Source organism: Synechococcus sp. NB0720_010 (assembly GCF_023078835.1).
Classification (GTDB): Bacteria; Cyanobacteriota; Cyanobacteriia; order PCC-6307; family Cyanobiaceae; genus Vulcanococcus.
The window spans coordinates 1915800-1933959 of the sequence record NZ_CP090898.1; the positions used below are offsets into that span (position 1 = coordinate 1915800).

Sequence of the window (18160 nt, forward strand, 5' to 3'; positions counted from 1 at the left end):
GGGTGCGGGTCGCCATCGTGGGTGCGGGTCTGGCCGGATTGGCGGCGGCGGTGGATCTGGTGGAGGCTGGCCACCAGGTGGACCTCTATGAGGCGCGCCCGTTCATGGGCGGCAAGGTCGGCAGCTGGGTGGATGACGGCGGCAACCACATTGAGATGGGCCTGCACGTCTTCTTCTTTAACTACGCCAATCTCTTCGCCCTGCTGCGCAAGGTGGGGGCGATCGACAATCTGCTGCCCAAGGACCACACCCACCTGTTCGTCAATTCGGGTGGGGATCTGCGGGAGCTGGATTTCCGCTTTGCCCTCGGCGCGCCCTTCAATGGCCTGAAGGCCTTCTTCACCACGCCGCAGCTCGACTGGCTGGACAAGCTGCGCAATGCCCTGGCCCTGGGCACCAGCCCGATCGTCCGCGGCCTGGTGGATTACGAGGGGGCGATGAAGGTGATTCGCGACCTCGATCGCATCAGCTTCCAGCAGTGGTTCCTGGGCCATGGCGGCAGCGAGCAGAGCATTCGCCGGATGTGGAATCCGATCGCCTATGCCCTGGGCTTCATCGACTGTGAGGCGATCTCGGCCCGCTGCATGCTGACCATCTTCATGATGTTCGCGGCCAAAACCGAGGCCTCCAAGCTCAACCTGCTCAAGGGCTCGCCCCACCGCTGGCTCACCGGCCCGATCCTCGAGTACATCCAGGAGCGGGGCGCGCGTTTGCATCTGCGCCACCGGGTGACCGAGGTCCAGTTTGAAGAGGTCGCCGGCGAGACCCGCGTTACCGGCTTGACCCTCGGCACCCCTGACGGTGATCTCAAGGTCGAGGCCGACACCTACCTGGCGGCCTGCGATGTCCCTGGTATTCAGCGGATGGTGCCTGAGTCCTGGCGCCGTTGGCCTCTGTTCGACAACCTCTACAAGCTCGAGGCGGTGCCGGTCGCCACGGTTCAACTCCGCTACGACGGCTGGGTGACCGAACTGGGTGATTCCCCCATGGCCGAGGCCGCCCGCCGGGATGTGGCCCGTCCCGCCGGTTTGGACAACCTGCTCTACACAGCGGATGCGGACTTCAGCTGCTTCGCCGACCTGGCCCTGGCCAGTCCGGTGGATTACCGCAAGGAGGGGGTGGGTTCCCTGCTGCAGTGCGTCCTGACCCCCGGCGATCCCTGGATTCCCAAGAAAACAGAGGAGATCGTCGCGGCGACCGACGCCCAGGTCCGGCGCCTGTTCCCCTCGGCTAAAAACCTGAACCTGGTCTGGAGCAACGTCGTCAAGTTGGCCCAGTCCCTCTACCGCGAGGCCCCGGGGATGGAGCCCTACCGCCCGGACCAGAGCACGCCGGTCACCAACTTCTTCATGGCCGGTAGTTACACCAAGCAGGACTACATCGATTCGATGGAAGGCGCCACCATGAGTGGGCGTCTTGCCGCTGCCGCGATCCTGGGTCGTCAGGCGGAGCTGGCCACCAATGCATCCGTTGCCTAGAGACCATGGGCCGTTGGCTTGAACACAGCGTCACCACTGAGGTGAAGGCCCCCGCCGAGCGGGTCTGGGCGGTCTGGAGTGACCTGGAGGCTATGCCCCGTTGGATGAACTGGATTGAGTCCGTCACCACCGAAGCCGGGGACCCCGATCTCACCGACTGGACCCTGGCGGCCCAGGGATTTCGCTTCCATTGGAAGGCGCGGATTACCGAGCGCGTGGAGGCCCAGCAGCTCCATTGGGAATCCGTCGGCGGCCTGCCCACCAAGGGGGCCGTTCGCTTCTATCCCCAGGGCGGCGAGACCACGGCCGTGAAGCTCAGCGTCAGTTACGAGCTGCCGGGGGTGTTGGCGCCGCTGATGGATGCCTCCATCCTGGGGGGGATCGTGACCAAGGAGCTCCAGGCCAACCTGGATCGCTTCCGCGATCTCGTCCAGAGCGGCTATGGCCAAGAGGCGCACTAACCCACTGACTGCGGTCCTGCCTGTGCTGCTGGCTTTGGCGGCCTGCGGCACAGGTGAGAGCAGCACGGCGCCCTCTGCCCCGGGAACGGCGATTCCCCCCGCCCGCGCCTCAGAGCCGACGCCGCTCACCCCATCGCCGGGCTTCATCGCGATGCCGAGCGCCCAGCAGGTGGTTCAGGCCCAACCCCATGGCCGCATTGACCCCTTCGCGCCGGTCACGGCTGCGCCGGCGAGCACCCCAAGCGAGACCCCCGAGGCGGATCTGCAGCTCACGGGCCTGATCGGCAGTGGCCGCAGCGCCCAGGCCTTGGTCTCCCTAGGTGGCCAGAGCGGCACGGTCTGTATCGGCCGCCAGGGCCTCTGCCCGGGCTCCGGTCTGCCGGCCCTGCTGCCCCCGGGCTGGACCGTGACGGGTATTGATTTAGGGCGCGGTCAGCTGCGCCTGAACCAGGCCGGTCAGCAGCGGGTGCTCAGTCTTTAAGGGCGAGGGAACAGGCGGCCACGAGCCCATCGAGGTCATGGGGGTTGGCCTCCGCATCAACGCGCCCCAGGAGCGCCTGGAGTGTTTTTGAGGTTTGCGGGCCAATCGAAATCAGTCGCACCCGCTCCAGCGGCTCCCTCCAGTTCTCGCCGAACTGCTGCTCCAGCAGTTGGATGGTGTGTTGCACGGTCTTGCCGCTGCTGAAGGTGATGGCATCGACTCGTCCCTCGGCCAGGGCCGTGGCGGTGGCCGCAGGCAGCGCTTCGGGGCAGCGCGATTCGTAGGCCGCCACTTCCACCACCCGTGCTCCGGCCTCGCCAAAGGCTTCCGCCAGCAGGGTCCGTCCACCGCTCTGGACCCGCGGCAGCAGCAGCCGGAGGCCCCAGCCGGAGACAGGGAAATGCTCAATCAGGCTGTCGGCGACGAAGGCCGGCGGCACGAAATCAGCGGCCGCCCCCAGCTCATCGAGGCGCGCCGCTGTTTTGCGGCCGACCGCGGCGATCTTGAGGCTGCTGGGCCGCCGGGCCAGGCTGCTGCCCTGGCGCTGCAGCCGCTGCTCCACGGCATCGACCCCATTGCTGCTGGAGACGATCAGCCAGTGGAACTCCTCGAGCTCCGCCAGGGCGTCATCGAGGGGGCCCCACTCATCGGGTGGGCCAATCACCAGGGCAGGGAGATCGAGGACGCTGGCTCCCGCCTGCTCGAAGAGCTGCCGGGCCGTCCCCAGTTGCTGCTCAGCCCGAGTGACCGCGATGGTGCGTCCCTGGAGCGCCATCCCTCAGCCCTCGAGCTTGACCAGTTCTCCGGCTTGCTTGTGCAGCCGCTGGGCCTCCTGGGTGCGTCCCTGGTCAATCAGCAGTTGGATCGCCTCACGGAAGCTGCCGCGGGAACCATCGATGTCGCCGCCCAGCAAGAGGGCGACGGCCAGGTTCTGGTGGGTTTCGGCATGGCCGGGATTGACCCGTTTGGCTTCGCGGTAGGCCTCCAGGGCCCCGGCGAGATTGCCCTGTTTGCGGCGGATCAGGCCGAGGTTGTACCAGCCCAGTCCGATCTCAGGGGCGACGCGGGTGGCGCGGGCGCTGAGGGCTTCCGCCTCCTCCAGCTGTCCGAGCTGCAGCAGCAGGGCCGACAGGTTCAGCTGGGCCGCCAGGTTCAGCCGCGGTGCCAGGGGGATCTCCAGGGCTTGGCGGTAGTAGCGCTCCGCTTGCTGGGGGTCGCGGCTGGCTTCCGCGAGGGCCAGGTGCAGCAGCAGCTCGTAGCGCTCCGGTTGGGCTTCGCTTGGGCAGTTCGCCAGGCCCTCCTGCAGCAGCTTCAGGCCCCGCTCGAGGTTGCCTTCGGCGACCTCCAGGCTGCCCAACTTGGCGCAGGCATAGGGGTCGCCGGGACGGCTCTGCAGCTCGGCCTCCATCGCCTGGCGCAACCGCTCGGGTTTGTTGCCTTGAGCCAAGAGCTCTGGGCGGTAGCCGTCGTGATCGATGGCGGGCTCGGAGCAGTCGGCGATGCGCCACTGCGGCTCTTCCTTGAGCAGTTCTGCCACGCTGTCGTCAATCATCGAGTGATAGGCCCGGCTCCAGCAGATGCGCGGATGGCGGCGGAAGAGCCGACTGACGTTGGAGTAGGGCGACTGGATCGCGCCGCGCTCATGGCGCAGCAGGTTGATCACCAGCACATCCGGTTGCGCCATGAGGGCCCGCAGGGGCTTCCAGGCCTCCGGTTTGAGCCGTTCATCGGCGTCCAGCACCAGCACCCAGTCGCCTTGCACCATCTCGAGCGCTTGGTTGCGGGCGGGGGCAAAGTCCCCGGGCCACTCGATCGCCTCCACCCGGGCACCGGCGGCCTGGGCCAAGGCGACGGTGTTGTCCTTGGAGCCGGTGTCCACCACCACCAGCTCATCGGCAAAGCCTTGGACGGACCGCAGGCAGTCCTCGATTTGTCCGGCTTCATCCCGAACGATCATCGAGAGGCTGAGCATGGTGGGTGCCGGCGGCCGCAGAAGACGGCCCGAGGCTAGTGGCAGTGGCTCGCTTAGTCGGTAAAGCCGCCCTCCAGCGCCGCCTCGGGCAACCCCAGGGCCGCGAGCACCTGAGCCTGGGCCTGGGGCATCTGCGCCGGGCTGTAGGCGGCGGGTAGATCCGGCGGCAGGAGGTGTTCGAGGGCCTGCCAGAGGTAGGGACTGCCGTAGACCGCCAGAGCAGCCAGGCGCTGGGCCGCCAGCAGTTGTCGCACCACCTGGGGCCAGGGTTCATCGCCGCCGGCACTGCCGCGGAAGGGATTCCCCCGCACCAGCAGTTGCAGCAGGACCGGGCCGTCCGGCAGGCGATCCAAAGCCAGAGGTGCCTCGGGGTCTGGGTTCCAGGGGCTGGGGCTACGGGCGTCGATCAGCCGTGCCTCGTAGCCAAGGGCGGCGGGCCGCAGCAGGGCCGGGGCCACCAGGGGCAGCTGCGGCGCGTTGAGTTGGTTGTCCAGTCGGATCAGGTTCAGCCCCGGTCCGGGGGGCAGCTGGCCCGGTCCTTGGCGAATCAGGCTGAGGGCAAGCAGTTCAGCGCTCAGCTGCCGCTCGCCCGGGCTGATCAGCTGCTCCAGCGGTTCCTGGGCAGGCGAGCAGCGGGCCAGGGCCTCCCGGCGTCGCTGGAGGCTGGCGTCCACGTGCGCTTGGCTGATCCGGCCGCTCTGGACCGCGTCGACCAGTCCATCGAGCGCCTCCTGGGCATTGGCGGGCATCAGGATCAGATCAGCCCCCGCTTCAAAGGCCAGAACGGCCGCTTCGGCGCTGCCGTGGTGCTGGCTGATCGCCTCCATCACCAGCGCGTCGGTTACCACCAGGCCTTGGAAGCCCAGGTCCCCCCGCAGCAGCTGAGTCAGGACGGCCTTAGACAGGGTGGCCGGGCGCTTCGGGTCCAGGGCCGGCAGGCGCAGGTGGGCGGTCATGACCGAGGCGACCCCAGCGGCAATCGCCTGTTGAAACGGCGGGAGTTCGATCTGATCCAGCCGCCCTCGGTCGTGGGGCAGCTCGGGTAATTCCAGGTGGGAGTCGCAGCTGGTGTCGCCATGGCCGGGGAAGTGCTTGGCGCAGGCCAGTACCCCTTCGTCCTGGCAGCCCCGCACAAACGCCGCCGCCAGGGCCCCGGCCGTGCGCGCTGTTTCCCCCCAGGCCCGCACGTTGATGACCGGGTTGCTTGGGTTGTTGTTGACGTCGCAGACCGGCCCCAGGACCCAGTTCAACCCCAGCAGTCGCGCCTGCCGGCCGGTGCAGCGGCCGTAGCCCTCGGCCAGGGCCTCGGCCCGTTGCGGCTTCCGCTGATGCAGCCCACCCAGGGCCAGGGGAGGAGCGAGCCAACTGGCCCCTTCAAAGCGCTGGCCGACCCCCTCCTCCACATCGGCGCAGAGCAGCAGGGGTTCGGCGGCCCAGCCTTGAAGTTGCTCACAGCGCAGCCGCAGCTCTTCGGCGCTGCCCCCCAGCAGGATCACCCCGCCAACGCCTTCACCCAGGAGCTGGCGCAGTTCTGCGTTGCTCAGTTCCCAGCGGGGATAGCGGCGTTGATGGTCCCGGGCATGGCCGCTGCCGCGAACCACCAGCAGGCTCGCCAGCTGCCGCCGGAGCTCAGAAGCCTCCATCCTCCTGTTGGCCGGTGCCTTCAGGAACCTCGCCGCGCTCTTGGCGCTTCTCCTCGAGTTGGTTGAGCAGACCGAGCACCGAGGTGCCCTTTTCGATGCCGCGATCCAACTGGAAGATCACCTCTGGGGTGCGGCGCATGTTCAGGCGACGGCCGAGCTCCCCTTTGACGTAGTTCGAAGCCGAGCGCAGGCCCTCGAGGGCTTGCTGCTGCACCTCGGCGCTGCCGTAGACGCTGACAAAAATCTTGCAGTGCTGGAGATCGCCGGCGACATCCACATTGGTGATGCTCACCATCCCCAGGCTGACCCGCTCGTCCTTGATGCCGGTGACGAGGAGTTCACTGACCTCCCGCCGGATCAGAGCGGCCACGCGTTCTACGCGACGACCTTGCGCCATGGCTATGCGATGACCTCTGGAGTCACCATGGCACGCAGGATCAGGGTCAGGCTCAGCAGACCGCTCACCAGGGCGCCGATCAGGGCGACGGCTGTCACGGGATTGCTGCGGCGCTGGGCCAGGGGTTCCAGGACGGAGTTGGCGACGCCAAGCCCGAACGCGATCAGATAGCGCGGGTAGCGCGTGACGTTCAGAAAAAAGTCCCGCATGGGGGCTGGGGCGCTGATCAAAGAGTGCTGGCTACTCTGCCGCCAAAGGGGCACTCGCTGCCGCGCGATCCGATCGATTGATGCTGGAGCTCCATCAGTTCCGCCATTCCGCCTTCTGCGAGAAGGTCCGTTTGCTGCTCGCCTTCAAGCAGCTGAGCTTCACCCCCATTGAGGTCACGCCCGGTGTTGGTCAGGTGGACCTCTACCGGCTGTCGGGGCAGCGCCAGGTGCCGGTCCTGGTGGATGGCAGTGAAGTGATTGCCGATTCCACGGCCATCGCCCTGCACCTGGAGCAGAAGCACCCCGATCCGGCGCTGCTGCCCAGTGATCCGGCCCAGCGGGCCCAGGTGATGCTGCTGGAGGACTGGGCCGACACGGCCCTCGCGGCAGGTGCGCGCATGGCCCTGGTGCAGGCCGCCGCCATCGATCCGGTGCTCCGCGATGGCCTGCTGCCGGAGGCCACCCCGTCGCCCTTGCGTTCCTTGGTGGGTGCCCTGCCGGGCGGGGTGCTGAGCGGTGTGGGTCAGGTGCTCGATCAGCAGGTGCTGCAGCAACTGCGCAGCAGCCTTGAGCAGCTCACGGCCCTGGTGCAGGCCCAGCCCTACCTGGTGGGTGATCAGCTGAGCCTGGCCGATCTGGCCGTGATCGCCCAGCTGTCCTTGATCAAGTTCCCCAGCTCCGCCGGGAGCCCCCTGGCGGGACGCGGGGTGGCGGGGCTGGCCGACGATCCCCGTCTGGAATCCCTCTGGCTCTGGCGCGATCGCCTCGGCCTGCAGCTGGGACGTCCCTAGGGCTGGCGCTCGAGCAGCAGCGTTCCACTCCAGCTGCGCTGGGCCTCGGCCCGGAGGCCATCGGCGGGGGAGCCGTAGCTGACCTGCCATTGCCTGGCTTCGATGCGATCGGCATCGATCCGGGCGTAGCGGCTGAGGGTCTCCACTTGGCTGACCCGCGGGTCGCCGGGGCCATGCAGCACCTGCAGGCTGAGTTCATCCGCCAGAAACTGCTCCTGGGGTTGCTGCTCGCTGCGGCGGCCGATGACGGTGGACTCCAACGACTGATCCCCGCTCAAATCCGCCAATTGACGGTTGGGGTTCTGCGGATCGTTGCGAACCCGCTGCAGCTGATCGCCCAGCAGGGCGCGACCGACGGACCCGGCATTGAAGGCGCGATCGCCAACGATCCGCCCGGCGTCATCTTTGACGAAGCGCACGGCGTACTGAATCTCAGGCTCCGCGCCGCTGAGATCGCGGCTGGTGGCGCTCCAGTCCCCTTCAAACCAGGCGGGGTAGATCAGATCGCGTCGCCCAGGCCGCGGCAGCGGCGCCGGCAGACTCCACTGCGGCCAGTTCTCCAGGCGTTGTTCCAGGGTTGAGGCCGCCACAGCGGGGAGGCTTCCGCTCAGCAGCACCAGCAGGATCAGGGCGAGCGGCATCGCTGGGCACGTGGCAGGCTGCCTTTGATCCTGCCGCCTGGACGGCCTGATGTCCGATCCCCTGATCCGCGAGCTGGATCACTACGTGGTGCTGGAGCCAGGGGCCCCCCAGCAACTGCTCACAGCCGAGGAGACCTTGGCTTGGTTGGAGCGCCAACTGCACTCCCTCGAGGCCATTCCCGAGGACCTCTCAGGCCTGGGCTCGACGACGGATCAGGCCCAGCGGCTGCTGGAGACGGCCTGTGAGTTGGAGCTTCAGCCGGGGATCACGGTGCAGTGGTTTGCGATCCGCCTGGAGCCACCTGGGGCGTCTAGTTAGTTGATGGAGGTTCCCACCTCGCCGGCGTCACTGGTGACCTGCAGTTGACCCAGGGGTGGTGCTGTGCGCTCCTTGATGATCGAGGGCAGCGCCTCAAGGATTTGCTGGGCCACCTGCTCGGCCGGACGTCCGTCCTGAAGGATCTGTAGATCGGCCTGGGCGTAGAGGGGGCGGCGCTCGGCCATCAGGTTGGCGAGGCGTTCGGCGCGGTCCTCCGCTTCCATCAGGGGCCGGGGAGTTGGGTCGGCCTCGAGGCGCGCCAGCAGGATCGCGTCGGGGGCATCCAGCCAGATCACGACCCCTTGGTGCAGCTCGCCCCAGTTGGCCGGCTGGGTCACGACACCGCCGCCGGTTGCCACCACGAGGGAATGCCAGGAGGCGATTTGGTTGAGCACCGCTGACTCCAGGGCGCGAAAGCCAGCCTCGCCCTCGCCGGCGAAAATCTCGGGAATGGAGCGCCCCGCCACCTGTTCCAGGCTGGTGTCGGCGTCCAGGAAGCGGTAGTCCAGGGCCTCGGCGAGGTGCCGGCCCACGCTGCTTTTGCCGCTGCCCATCATCCCCACCAGATAGAGGTTCAGGCCCTCCAGTCGCTGCCGCAGCTGGACTCGGGTGTCCTCCATCGGTTCGCCATCGCAAGCACCAACATTCTTAAGATGCGACCAACCGTTACTCGCTGTCATGACTCCGCCAGTGATGGCGGCGCCTCCGGCGAGCCCGGTGTCCGTCGTCTCCTCTGCCCCCCACGGTCAGGGCCGGCCCTGCGTGATCACGCGCCGGGCCACCTTCAGCTCCAGCCATCGCTATTGGCTGCCTGAGTTGAGTCCGGAGCAGAACGCAGCCCAGTTCGGACCCTGCAGCCTGGCCCCGGGCCACGGCCACAACTATGAGTTGATCGTCGCCATGGGTGGCGGGCTCGATGCCAACGGCATGGTGCTCAACCTCTCGGACGTGAAGCACGCCATTCGCGAGCAGGTCACCGCCCAGCTCGACTTCCGCAGCCTGAACGAGGCCTGGCCGGAATTCGATTTGAGCCGTCCCGAGGGGATCCTGCCCACCACCGAGGCCCTGGTTCTGGCCATCTGGAAGCGCCTGGCGCCCCACCTGCCCCTGATGGGGCTCCGTCTTTACGAAACCGACAAGCTCTGGGCCGATGTGCTCGGCGATTCCATGGAAGCCTTCCTAACAATCCGCACCCACTTCGCGGCAGCCCACCGCCTGGCCCGACCGGAGCTGAGCTTCGAGGAGAACACCGCGATCTACGGCAAGTGCGCTCGGCCCCATGGCCACGGCCACAACTACCTGCTGGACATCACCGTTCGGGGTGCCATTGACCCCCGCACCGGCATGGTCTGCGACCTCTCGGCCCTGCAGACAGCGGTGGATGAGCTGGTGGTGGAGCCCTTTGACCACACCTTCTTGAACAAGGACGTCGAGCACTTCTCCAGCACGGTTCCCACGGCGGAGAACATTGCACTGCATATCGCCGATCTGCTCCAGGCCCCCGTGGCGGCCCTGGGGGCTTCGCTCCACAAGATCCGTCTTCAGGAGAGCCCGAACAACGCCGCTGAGGTGTTCGCAGAGGTGCCCCAGCTGGGCATGAACCCCCAGGCCCTCGAAGCCCTTGCCGGCGCCTGAGCTTCGGCTGGTTCTGGCGATCAGCCTGGACGGCCGGCTCGCCCCCGCCGCTGGTGGTGCGGCCCAACTCGGAGGAACGGGAGACCGCCGTGTCCTGGAGGAGGCCCTGGCTTGGGCGGATGGTGCCCTGGTCGGCGGCAGGACCATCCGCCAACACGGCTGCACCTGCCTGATTCGTGATGCCGACCTGCTGGAGCAGCGTCAGCAGCAGGGGCGGCCGCCCCAACCCGCCGCCCTGGTGGTGAGTCGCCAGCTCAGCTGGGATGCAGACCTGCGCCTGTTCCAGCAGCCCCTACAGCGCTGGCTTCTGGGCCCAGGGGAGGCGGCCCCCTCAGGTTTTGACAGGTCCTTGCCGCTGCAGAACTGGCCGGTAACCTTGGCGGCCTTGGCCGCCGCTGGTTTGGAGCGCCTGCTTGTCCTGGGGGGGGCTGAGTTGGCCACGCAGCTGCTGGCCGAGGGACTCGTGGATGAGTTGCAGTTGACCCTGGTGCCTCAACTGCTGGGCGGCCCCCATGCCTGGCTTCAGTCCGATGGGGCCCTGGAGGCCAGTGCCTGGACGCTCCAGGAGCAGCGCTGCTTGGGCGGTGACGAGCTGCTTGTGCGTTACCGGCGCGCCTGAGCCTTGAGGCTGTTGAAGCGCTCGGCCAGGTCCCGCAGCGGCAGCTTGCCAAAGGTCTCCGGCGAGAGCCCCAGCATCCGTCCCGCGCAGCGCTTGACCACCACCTCGAGGTCATCGCCAAAGCGTCCGGCGAGCAACTCGCTGATCACCCCCAGGCTGCGGCCGCTGGATTGGGTTTCAGCTACGAGGCAGCGGCTGGTGGGGGCGGCCAGGGCCTGGCAGGCGGGGGTGAGCCGCTCGATCAGGCTTCTGTTGCCCATGGCACTCCAGCGCAGGCAGGCCTCGCTGATCTTGGCTTCGACCTGCGGGCGCATCAGGTTGAGCACGGGGCTGAGCAATCCGGCTTGGCTGGGTGCGCTGAGGGCGCCGATGGTCAGGGCCGTAGCCGTTAGCGTTCTGCCCGCTGCCCGCCCCCTGGTTCTGAGCTGATGGCCGAGCTCACTGTTCGCTGGCACCGTTCGATTGAAGAGATCCCCGAGGCGCATTGGCAGGCCCTCACGGAGGCGGCTGGGCTCCCCTTCTACTCCTGGCGCTGGCTGGCTGGCCTGGAGCGCTCCGGAAGTGTCGCGCCTCGCCAGGGTTGGCAGCCCTGTCACCTGAGCCTCTGGCGCGGGGAGCAGTTGATCGCCGTCGCTCCGCTGTACCTCAAGGGCCACAGCTACGGCGAGTTCGTCTTCGATCAGTCCTTTGCGGAATTGGCCGCCCAGCTGGGCCAGCGCTACTACCCGAAGTTGCTGGGCATGAGCCCTTTAAGCCCCGTGGTGGGCTATCGCTTTTTCACCGCCGCCGGCGAGGACGCCCAGCAGGTCACCGCCCTGTTGATGCAGTGCATTGATCGTTTCTGCGCTGAGAACCAGATCTTCAGCTGCAACTTTCTCTATGCCGATCCCCAGTGGCAGGCCTTTGCGGAGTCGGCGGGCTGCGCCACTTGGCTGAACCAGCAGAGCCTGTGGAGCAACCAGAGCTACGGCTGCTTTGATGACTACCTTGCGAGCTTCAACGCCAACCAACGCCGCAACATCAAGCGCGAGCGCAAGGCCGTGGAGCGCGCCGGGATCACGGTGACGGCCTTGGCGGGGGAGGAGCTGCCGGCCGCAATGCTCGAGCGGATGCACCACTTCTATGCCCAGCACTGCGCTCGTTGGGGACCTTGGGGAAGCAAATACCTCACAGAAGCCTTTTTTGATGAGGCGGCGGCGGAGCTGCGGGAACACCTGGTGCTGTTCAGCGCCCATCGGGGCGATCCCCACGATCCGGTGGCGATGTCCCTCTGCGTGCACTCCGGGGAGCACCTATGGGGCCGCTACTGGGGTAGTGACGAGGAGATCGACAACCTCCATTTCGAGGTCTGCTATTACGCCCCGATCCAGTGGGCCATTGAGCGCGGCATTCAGCGTTTTGACCCTGGTGCGGGCGGCAGTCACAAGCGCCGCCGCGGTTTTGTCGCCCGCTCCCATGCCTCCCTGCACCGCTGGTACCACGAACCCTTTGATGCCATCGCCCGGCGCTGGTTGCCGGAGGCCAATCGCGAACAGCTCAGTCAGATTGAGGCGGTGAATGCCGAGCTCCCCTTCACGGGGGCGACGCGATCCCTGACGGATTCCGCTGCGTAGCATCCGCCCATGAGCCCGTTTTCGCTAGAGCAGCGCCGCAGCCTCGATGAGGGGCTCTCCCAGCGCTTCATTGCCCTGGATCCCGCCGGTTATTTCCTGATCAAGATCGACCGCGAGGCGGGCGAGTTGATCGCGGAGCACTACAGCAATGCGATTGACGAGCGCGGACTAGCCACCGATCCCGACACCGGTGAGGTGATCAGCTGCAAAGGCGCGGGTCCCCGCGCTGCCGTGGCTGTCTATCGCGGCCGCAGCGCCAAGGAGTTGGGCATGGCGCTGACGGAAGGGGAGGGTCCCCATCCCTTGAGTTGCCTGGATCACGCCCTTTATCTGGGCCGCGAATTGCAGAAGGCGGAGCTGGCCCTTGAGAGCGGCGAAACCTACATCCAGGACTAGGCCGGCTGCAGTTCCCGCGTTGGCGTCGAAGGGCTGTTGGGGGGCTCTGGCGGCAGGGCGGCCAACTGCTCTTGGATCTCCTGGGTGACCACCGCGCGGTACTCCATGAAGTGTTCGTTGTGGGCGAGCACCACCAGGAACTGCTCGAGCACCGCAGGGTTCTTCTGGGCCACCTCCAGCAGGGACCGCCAGAAGCGCAGGCGAGTGTTGCGCTTCACGCCCTGACGCCAGAGCACGATCAACAGGGCTCGCACATCGGTCCAGGCGGGCAGGGTGGCTTTGCCAAAGGTGGAGGGCACGAATTCCTGCCAGCGCGGCTTGCCCATCTTCAGGTAGTAGTGCTTGACCCGGTCGATGTAGGCGTGGGGCTCATAGAGGCGACAGAAGGCGTCGACGTACTCGTTGGCGATGTCGCGAATCGGCCGGGTGGGCACGAAGTTCAGCAGGTTGGTCTGGTTGACCCCCTTGGCGTCGGCCTTCTCTTGGATCAGCCTGCCTTCCTTCTCCAGCCGGTGCCAGAGCCCGGTGTTGGGTAGGGCCTGAAGCATCCCCATCATTGCCGCGGGAATCCCGGTGCGGGTCACGAACTCGACGATCCGATCGCCGGCTCCGGTCTTCTCGCCGTCGAAACCGATGATGAATCCGGCCATGACCCGCAGGCCGTAGGAGTTGATCCGGTCCACGGCTTCCTCGAGGGAGCTGCGGGTGTTTTGGTGTTTGCCGGCCACCGAGAGGCTGGCCTCATCGGGGGTCTCAATGCCAAGGAAGACCGAGTCGAAGCGGCACTCGGCCATCATCTGCATCAGCTCTTCATCCGCCGCCAGGTCAACGGAGGCTTCGGTGGCAAAGCTGAAGGGGTAGCCCCGCTCGATCTGCCATTGCTTCAGGGCCGGGAGCAGCAACTTGGCGTTGCGCTTGTTGCCGATGAAGTTGTCATCCACCAGGAAGATGGAGCGGCGCCAGCCCAGGTCGTAGAGGGACTGGAGTTCGGCGATCAGCTGCTCAGGGGTCTTGGTCCTGGGCTTGCGGCCATAGAGAACGATGATGTCGCAGAACTCGCATTGGAACGGGCAGCCCCTGGAGAACTGCACGCTCATCGAGTCGTAGGCGTCGAGCTTGAGCAGGTCAAAGCGCGGCACTGGCGTGCTCGTGACGTCCGGCTTTTCACCGTTGGCACTGAAGCGTCCGCCGGCTTCGCCCTTCTCGATCGCCTCGATGAACATCGGCAGGGTGATTTCACCCTCATCGAGCACCTTGAAATCCGCCAGGCCCAGTTCGGGAGCGTCAGGGGTGGAGCTCGCGAAGGGACCGCCGACGGCAACGGGAAGACCCCGCTCCTTGGCCTTGGCGATCTGCGCGGCCATGTCGGCCTTCTGCACGATCATCCCGGAGATGACCACCAGCTCAGCCCATTCCCAGTCGGCCTCGCTGACCTCTTCAACGTTGCGGTCCACCAGCTTCATGGGCCAGTGCTGGGGCAGCAGCGCCGCCACGGTCACCATCCCTAGGGGTGGCAGCAGAACCTTGCGGTTCACGAGCTCGAGAATTTTCTCGTAGCTCCAAAAGGTCTTGGGAAACTCGGGGTAGATGAACAGAGTGTTCATGCCGTTCGGTGGTCTCCAGTGAGATGCGTGGAACGGCTGCCCCCTAGGGGACATCCGATGAGTTGGCGATCAGCCTAGGCCGAGTGACCAGGGGGCGGGCTGGTTTCTGCTCTAATAGCGCACAGTTGAACGCACCGAACCATGGGCCCCGTGATCTATCTCGCACTGGTCGGCGGTGGTTTGGTGGCCGCTGCAGCCATCTCCTTCGTGCTGCGCGGCATCAAGCTGGTCTGAGCCGCATCCTGCGGTTCCGCAGGAGCTCCCAGACCCCGAGGGCAGCCCCAAGGCTGCCAAGCACGGCCAGGCAGCTCCAGAGGCCTCCAGGCAGCGTTTCCGTGAGAAGCGCTGCCGCAAGACCACTGAGTCCTCCACCCCCCAAAAAGGCAATCTGACCAAGGCCTGCCATTCGTCCCCGGAGCACCTGGGGAGCATGCACTTGGATGATCAGATTGGTCCCCGCCAGAAGGCTTGCGGTGCCTGCTCCGATCAGGAAGGCCATGGCCAAGCCCCAGGCGAGTGCCCCTTGGTGCGCTAGCCCCAGTTGGGCCAGTGCCGTCAGCAGGGTGGTGCTACCCAGGAGCCAACCCGGGCGCGCGCTGATTGCAGCGGCGTTGCGCTGCAGTAGGACCCCGCCGCAGATGCTGCCGCAGGCCAGAACGCTGGTGAACAGCCCCAGGGCCATTGGGCTTGGTCCCAGGAGCTCAAGGGCCATCAGTGGCGCCAGCCCAGGGTGGAAGAAGCCCACTAGGCAGGCCGCGGCGGTGAAGCTGAGGACGTGGCGCAGGCTGACGCCGCACTCGCGCCAGGCCGTTAGCAGGTTGGCCGCTTGGCCGCCCTGACTGCGGCGTTCCCGCTCGCGATGGGGTGCCATCAGCCAGAGCAGGGTGAGGATCGGAAAGAGATAGGTGGCCGCATCCAGGCTGAGGGCCAGGGTGGGTCCGGTGGCCGCCAGCAGTAGTCCCCCCAGGGGCGGTCCCACCAATTTGCCGACGTTGAAGATCACCGAGAAGCTGGCGAGGTAGGGACCGAGTTGTTCGGGTTCGTCCACCAGCAGGGCGACGTATTTGTTGCGGGCCGTCAGCTCGTAGGTGCTCGCAATTCCGATGCCCAGGGTGCTGAGCAGAAGCAGCAGGTCTTGCTTGGGACCCACCGTTAAGGGAATGGCGATGGCACCGAGCACCGCTGCGGCGAGCAGGGCCCATTGGGCGCGGATCAGGACCCGCTCACTGCCGAGTCGATCGGTGAGTACCCCGGCCGGGCCGCTGATGACCAGGGTCGGCAGTGTCAGGACGGCGAAGTTGAGCGCCAACAGAAACGGGTTGCCGGCACCCTCCATCAGCAACCAGCCTTTGGCGGTCAGCCCGGCAAAGGAGCCGGCGGTGCTGATCCCTGAGGCCAGTAAAAACGTGGTGCGTTGATGCCGCGTGAGGCGTCCTTGAAGACGCTTCAGTCCCTGTTGAATCAAGACTGAGCCCGCTGCATCGAGAGGGCGTCTTGGACCATGGCCTTGGCTCCCACCACCTCACCAATCAGGTCGTAGGTGTCCGCGGCGGTGATGCGCACCTGGACCATCGTTCCGGGGGCAGCGCAGAGCCCGCCTTCACCGGGCATCACCCGCACTTCGCCATCCACTTCGGGGGCAAAGCGGGCGCAGCGACCAATCATTTCGCCACTGCTGGGGTTCTCCTGTTCGATCAGGACATCCACGATCCGCCCCACCCAAGCGGCGTTGCGCTCGGCGGCGATGGGCTGTTGCAGTGCCATCAGGCGGTCCTTGCGCTCAGCGGCGATCTCTGCGGGCACCTGGTTGGGCAGCTCGGCCGCGGGGGTCCCCTCCTCGGGCGAGAAGGTGAAGACCCCCACGTGGTCGAAGCGTTGCTCGGCCACGAAATCCAGGAGGTGCTGGAACTGCTCTTCGGTTTCGCCCGGGTAGCCGACGATGAAGGTGGTGCGCAGAACGGCGTCCGGGAGTTGCTCGCGAATGCGCGCCAGCACACCGTTGGTGACATCGGCCTGCCAGGGGCGATTCATCGCCCGCAGGACATCCGGGTGGCTGTGCTGCAGCGGTAGATCCAGATAGGGCAGCACGTTGGGGACGTCCCGGTAGGCCGCCAGCACCTCAGAGGTGAGCCCCGTGGGGTAGGCGTAGTGCACGCGGATCCAGGGAATCTCTACCTCGCCGAGGGCGCGCAGCAGCTCGGCTAACTGGGGCTTGCCGGCGAGATCAAGGCCGTAATTCGTCGTGATCTGGCTGATCAGGACCAACTCCTGCACGCCCTGGGATGCCAGTTGGCGCGCTTCGGCAACGATGCTCTCGATCGTGCGGGAGCGCTGGTCGCCGCGCAGGTGGGGAATGATGCAGAAGGCGCAGCGGTAGTCGCAGCCCTCGGCCACCTTCAGGTAGGCGACCGCCTCGCTGGTGGTCCGGTAGCGGGGCAGGTTCTCGTCGCCCACGAAGGTGGGGTTGGCGCTGACCTGATTCACCCGCTCGCCGGCTTCGACGCGCTCGAGCACGCTGACGATGTGTTGGTAGTCGCCGGTGCCAACGATGGCCTTGGCTTCCGGCAGGCTCTCGAGCAGTTCCTCTTGGAAGTGCTGGGCGAGGCAGCCGGCAATGATCAACTCCTTGCCCTGCTCGGCCAGTTCCACCAGGGTGCGAACGGACTCTTCCCGGGCGTCCTGAATGAAGCTGCAGGTGTTGACGACCACGACGTTGGCGTCGGCTTCATCGGCGCTGACCCCGTAGCCGGCCTCCGCCAGCAGGCCGAGCATGTGCTCGGTGTCGACGCGGTTCTTCTCGCAGCCGAGATGCGCGAACGCCACCGTTTTTCCAGTATTAGGTCGGGCGCTATCGGTCATGGAGGAGCTCAAGAAGGTCGGCCGCTCGCTGGCCAATCCCTAACCCTACTGATCAGGATCCCTGCCACAATTCCTCCAACGTCAGGAGTCCTGCGCCGTGAGTTCATCGCGCCTGAGTGAACGTCTTGGAAGCCAGCGCCGGCGCGGCGATGGCGGCAAGCGTTGGGTGCGGGTCGTGATGGCCGTTCTGGCCACCATCGGTGTGATTGACACCGGCTCGATCACCCTGAGCAAGTGGGGCTTGATCGGCAATCTCAGCTGCAGCTCGACCGGCCTGTTTGGCTGCAATGGCTGCGAGAAGGTGCTCTCCAGTGCTTGGGGTTCGCTGTTTGGGCAGCCCCTGGCCCTCTTTGGACTGCTGGGTTACGGCGCGGTCCTGTTGATGGCCGTCGTTCCCCTCGTGCTGCAAGGGGAGTTGCGGGTGAGCCTGGGCCAGCGCAGCTGGTGGGGATTGTTCCTTCTGAGCACCGGCATGGCGGTGTTCAGCGCGGTGTTGCTGGGGGTGATGGCCTTTGGCATCCGCGATTGCTGCCCCTTCTGCATCCTCTCGGCCGGTCTGAGTTCAGCGCTGTTTGTCCTCAGCCTGATTGGCGGTGATTGGGAGGACCGCGGCCAGCTGATCTTCAGCGGCGTCATTACGGCCCTGTTGGTGGGCGTCATTGGTTTGGGTTGGGCGGCCTCCGTGGGGCGTCCGGTGGTGGATTCCGCTCCAGGTGTCTCCCCTCCGGTGCGCAGTGAAAGTGGGCCGGCACAAATCGCCTTGGCTGAACATCTGACCGCCAGTGGCGCGAAGGTTTACACCGCTTACTGGTGCCCCCACTGCCATGAGCAGAAGGAGCTCTTTGGTCGCCAGGCTGCCGAAAAGCTGACGGTGATCGAGTGCGCTCCCGATGGCCGCAATAGCCAGCGCGAGTTGTGCGAGGCCAAGAAGATCGAGGGCTATCCCACCTGGGAGATCAATGGCCAGCTCGATTCCGGTGCTAAGCCCCTGGCCAAATTGGCCGAGGCCAGCGGCTACAACGGACCGCCCCTTCAGTAAGCG

22 protein-coding genes are annotated in these 18160 nt (G+C 66.4%); 11 read left to right on the forward strand and 11 right to left on the reverse strand.

What is annotated here, in order from left to right; all coding sequences use genetic code 11:
• The first annotated feature begins 2 nt into the window (after positions 1 to 2).
• The 3 genes from zds to LY254_RS10045 are packed head-to-tail and all read left to right on the forward strand — an operon-like array spanning position 3 to position 2420.
• The gene (gene zds / locus LY254_RS10035) at positions 3 to 1478 is read left to right on the forward strand and encodes a 9,9'-di-cis-zeta-carotene desaturase (RefSeq protein ID WP_247476943.1); all 1476 of its coding nucleotides are present in this window, start codon (positions 3 to 5) and stop codon (positions 1476 to 1478) included.
• 5 nt (positions 1479 to 1483) lie between these two features.
• On the forward strand, positions 1484 to 1939 hold the full coding sequence (locus LY254_RS10040; protein ID WP_247476944.1) for an SRPBCC family protein: 456 nt from the start codon (positions 1484 to 1486) through the stop codon (positions 1937 to 1939).
• Complete coding sequence (locus LY254_RS10045; protein ID WP_247476946.1) at positions 1920 to 2420, forward strand: hypothetical protein; 501 nt, start codon at positions 1920 to 1922, stop codon at positions 2418 to 2420. The genes LY254_RS10040 and LY254_RS10045 overlap by 20 nt, the downstream gene beginning before the upstream one ends.
• On the opposite strand, the gene LY254_RS10050 is transcribed toward LY254_RS10045, so the two are convergent.
• Genes LY254_RS10050 through LY254_RS10070 form a run of 5 tightly spaced genes read right to left on the reverse strand, consistent with a single transcriptional unit; the run spans position 2410 to position 6641 of the window.
• The gene (locus tag LY254_RS10050; RefSeq protein WP_247476948.1) at positions 2410 to 3195 is read right to left on the reverse strand and encodes a uroporphyrinogen-III synthase; all 786 of its coding nucleotides are present in this window, start codon (positions 3193 to 3195) and stop codon (positions 2410 to 2412) included. The genes LY254_RS10045 and LY254_RS10050 overlap by 11 nt on opposite strands.
• Positions 3196 to 3198: 3 nt before the next feature.
• Complete coding sequence (locus tag LY254_RS10055; RefSeq protein ID WP_247476950.1) at positions 3199 to 4392, reverse strand: glycosyltransferase; 1194 nt, start codon at positions 4390 to 4392, stop codon at positions 3199 to 3201.
• Between the two features lie 53 nt (positions 4393 to 4445).
• Positions 4446 to 6035 carry a glycoside hydrolase family 3 N-terminal domain-containing protein gene (locus LY254_RS10060; RefSeq protein ID WP_247476952.1) on the reverse strand — a complete coding sequence of 530 codons (1590 nt, stop codon included), beginning with the start codon at positions 6033 to 6035 and terminating at the stop codon, positions 4446 to 4448.
• The gene (rbfA, locus tag LY254_RS10065; RefSeq protein WP_247476954.1) at positions 6022 to 6432 is read right to left on the reverse strand and encodes a 30S ribosome-binding factor RbfA; all 411 of its coding nucleotides are present in this window, start codon (positions 6430 to 6432) and stop codon (positions 6022 to 6024) included. The genes LY254_RS10060 and rbfA overlap by 14 nt, the downstream gene beginning before the upstream one ends.
• 2 nt (positions 6433 to 6434) lie before the next feature.
• Complete coding sequence (locus LY254_RS10070; protein ID WP_010313223.1) at positions 6435 to 6641, reverse strand: DUF751 family protein; 207 nt, start codon at positions 6639 to 6641, stop codon at positions 6435 to 6437.
• Positions 6642 to 6721: 80 nt separating this feature from the next.
• Here LY254_RS10070 and LY254_RS10075 point away from each other — a divergent pair, with 80 nt between their 5' ends.
• Entirely contained in the window at positions 6722 to 7432 is a 711-nt protein-coding gene (locus LY254_RS10075; RefSeq protein ID WP_247476956.1) for a glutathione S-transferase family protein, read from the forward strand.
• On the opposite strand, the gene LY254_RS10080 is transcribed toward LY254_RS10075, so the two are convergent.
• Complete coding sequence (locus LY254_RS10080; protein WP_247476958.1) at positions 7429 to 8073, reverse strand: DUF6816 family protein; 645 nt, start codon at positions 8071 to 8073, stop codon at positions 7429 to 7431. The two genes, LY254_RS10075 and LY254_RS10080, sit on opposite strands and share 4 nt — an antisense overlap.
• A gap of 49 nt (positions 8074 to 8122) precedes the next feature.
• On the opposite strand from LY254_RS10080, the gene LY254_RS10085 reads away from it, so the two are divergent.
• Positions 8123 to 8392 (forward strand): chlororespiratory reduction protein 7, encoded by a 270-nt coding sequence (locus LY254_RS10085; RefSeq protein ID WP_247476960.1) that lies wholly within the window; start codon positions 8123 to 8125, stop codon positions 8390 to 8392.
• Here LY254_RS10085 and LY254_RS10090 read toward each other — a convergent pair.
• A complete protein-coding gene (locus LY254_RS10090) occupies positions 8389 to 9012 on the reverse strand; it encodes a shikimate kinase (RefSeq protein ID WP_247476961.1) in 624 nt (207 codons plus the stop codon). The genes LY254_RS10085 and LY254_RS10090 overlap by 4 nt on opposite strands.
• Before the next feature lie 58 nt (positions 9013 to 9070).
• Here LY254_RS10090 and LY254_RS10095 point away from each other — a divergent pair, with 58 nt between their 5' ends.
• A complete protein-coding gene (locus LY254_RS10095) occupies positions 9071 to 10027 on the forward strand; it encodes a 6-carboxytetrahydropterin synthase (RefSeq protein ID WP_371820460.1) in 957 nt (318 codons plus the stop codon).
• A complete protein-coding gene (locus LY254_RS10100; RefSeq protein WP_247476962.1) occupies positions 10014 to 10646 on the forward strand; it encodes a dihydrofolate reductase family protein in 633 nt (210 codons plus the stop codon). Before LY254_RS10095 ends, LY254_RS10100 begins: the two co-directional genes overlap by 14 nt.
• Here the strand turns inward: LY254_RS10100 and LY254_RS10105 are convergent.
• Positions 10631 to 10960 carry a hypothetical protein gene (locus LY254_RS10105; RefSeq protein ID WP_247476964.1) on the reverse strand — a complete coding sequence of 110 codons (330 nt, stop codon included), beginning with the start codon at positions 10958 to 10960 and terminating at the stop codon, positions 10631 to 10633. The genes LY254_RS10100 and LY254_RS10105 overlap by 16 nt on opposite strands.
• Positions 10961 to 11074: 114 nt before the next feature.
• Between LY254_RS10105 and LY254_RS10110 the strand changes: the two genes are divergently transcribed.
• Together LY254_RS10110 and LY254_RS10115 are read left to right on the forward strand one after the other, a co-directional pair.
• Positions 11075 to 12259 carry a GNAT family N-acetyltransferase gene (locus tag LY254_RS10110; protein ID WP_247476965.1) on the forward strand — a complete coding sequence of 395 codons (1185 nt, stop codon included), beginning with the start codon at positions 11075 to 11077 and terminating at the stop codon, positions 12257 to 12259.
• Positions 12260 to 12268: 9 nt separating this feature from the next.
• Positions 12269 to 12655, forward strand: a complete 387-nt coding sequence (locus LY254_RS10115; RefSeq protein ID WP_247476966.1) for a DUF4346 domain-containing protein — start codon at positions 12269 to 12271, stop codon at positions 12653 to 12655.
• Here the strand turns inward: LY254_RS10115 and LY254_RS10120 are convergent.
• The gene (locus LY254_RS10120; RefSeq protein ID WP_247476967.1) at positions 12652 to 14259 is read right to left on the reverse strand and encodes a B12-binding domain-containing radical SAM protein; all 1608 of its coding nucleotides are present in this window, start codon (positions 14257 to 14259) and stop codon (positions 12652 to 12654) included. The genes LY254_RS10115 and LY254_RS10120 overlap by 4 nt on opposite strands.
• A gap of 141 nt (positions 14260 to 14400) precedes the next feature.
• Here LY254_RS10120 and LY254_RS10125 point away from each other — a divergent pair, with 141 nt between their 5' ends.
• Positions 14401 to 14493, forward strand: coding sequence for a hypothetical protein (locus LY254_RS10125; protein WP_010313192.1), 93 nt, complete (start codon positions 14401 to 14403; stop codon positions 14491 to 14493).
• Here LY254_RS10125 and LY254_RS10130 read toward each other — a convergent pair.
• Together LY254_RS10130 and rimO are read right to left on the reverse strand one after the other, a co-directional pair.
• On the reverse strand, positions 14480 to 15724 hold the full coding sequence (locus tag LY254_RS10130; protein ID WP_247476968.1) for an MFS transporter: 1245 nt from the start codon (positions 15722 to 15724) through the stop codon (positions 14480 to 14482). The two genes, LY254_RS10125 and LY254_RS10130, sit on opposite strands and share 14 nt — an antisense overlap.
• Positions 15721 to 17118 (reverse strand): 30S ribosomal protein S12 methylthiotransferase RimO, encoded by a 1398-nt coding sequence (gene rimO, locus LY254_RS10135; RefSeq protein ID WP_247476969.1) that lies wholly within the window; start codon positions 17116 to 17118, stop codon positions 15721 to 15723. Before rimO ends, LY254_RS10130 begins: the two co-directional genes overlap by 4 nt.
• 97 nt (positions 17119 to 17215) lie before the next feature.
• Here rimO and LY254_RS10140 point away from each other — a divergent pair, with 97 nt between their 5' ends.
• Positions 17216 to 18157, forward strand: coding sequence for a vitamin K epoxide reductase family protein (locus LY254_RS10140; RefSeq protein WP_247476970.1), 942 nt, complete (start codon positions 17216 to 17218; stop codon positions 18155 to 18157).
• Positions 18158 to 18160: the final 3 nt, after the last annotated feature.

Coding starts and splice junctions, on each gene's coding strand:
- LY254_RS10070 (WP_010313223.1), bottom strand. CDS start 6,641: ATGCGGGACTTTTTTCTGAACGTCACGCGCTACCCGCGCTATCTGATC.
- LY254_RS10090 (WP_247476961.1), bottom strand. CDS start 9,012: ATGGAGGACACCCGAGTCCAGCTGCGGCAGCGACTGGAGGGCCTGAAC.
- LY254_RS10075 (WP_247476956.1), top strand. CDS start 6,722: ATGCTGGAGCTCCATCAGTTCCGCCATTCCGCCTTCTGCGAGAAGGTC.
- rbfA (WP_247476954.1), bottom strand. CDS start 6,432: ATGGCGCAAGGTCGTCGCGTAGAACGCGTGGCCGCTCTGATCCGGCGG.
- LY254_RS10055 (WP_247476950.1), bottom strand. CDS start 4,392: ATGCTCAGCCTCTCGATGATCGTTCGGGATGAAGCCGGACAAATCGAG.
- rimO (WP_247476969.1), bottom strand. CDS start 17,118: ATGACCGATAGCGCCCGACCTAATACTGGAAAAACGGTGGCGTTCGCG.
- LY254_RS10125 (WP_010313192.1), top strand. CDS start 14,401: ATGGGCCCCGTGATCTATCTCGCACTGGTCGGCGGTGGTTTGGTGGCC.
- LY254_RS10120 (WP_247476967.1), bottom strand. CDS start 14,259: ATGAACACTCTGTTCATCTACCCCGAGTTTCCCAAGACCTTTTGGAGC.
- LY254_RS10080 (WP_247476958.1), bottom strand. CDS start 8,073: ATGCCGCTCGCCCTGATCCTGCTGGTGCTGCTGAGCGGAAGCCTCCCC.
- LY254_RS10110 (WP_247476965.1), top strand. CDS start 11,075: ATGGCCGAGCTCACTGTTCGCTGGCACCGTTCGATTGAAGAGATCCCC.
- LY254_RS10115 (WP_247476966.1), top strand. CDS start 12,269: ATGAGCCCGTTTTCGCTAGAGCAGCGCCGCAGCCTCGATGAGGGGCTC.
- LY254_RS10045 (WP_247476946.1), top strand. CDS start 1,920: ATGGCCAAGAGGCGCACTAACCCACTGACTGCGGTCCTGCCTGTGCTG.
- LY254_RS10105 (WP_247476964.1), bottom strand. CDS start 10,960: ATGCGCCCGCAGGTCGAAGCCAAGATCAGCGAGGCCTGCCTGCGCTGG.
- LY254_RS10050 (WP_247476948.1), bottom strand. CDS start 3,195: ATGGCGCTCCAGGGACGCACCATCGCGGTCACTCGGGCTGAGCAGCAA.
- LY254_RS10040 (WP_247476944.1), top strand. CDS start 1,484: ATGGGCCGTTGGCTTGAACACAGCGTCACCACTGAGGTGAAGGCCCCC.
- LY254_RS10085 (WP_247476960.1), top strand. CDS start 8,123: ATGTCCGATCCCCTGATCCGCGAGCTGGATCACTACGTGGTGCTGGAG.
- LY254_RS10095 (WP_371820460.1), top strand. CDS start 9,071: ATGACTCCGCCAGTGATGGCGGCGCCTCCGGCGAGCCCGGTGTCCGTC.
- LY254_RS10060 (WP_247476952.1), bottom strand. CDS start 6,035: ATGGAGGCTTCTGAGCTCCGGCGGCAGCTGGCGAGCCTGCTGGTGGTT.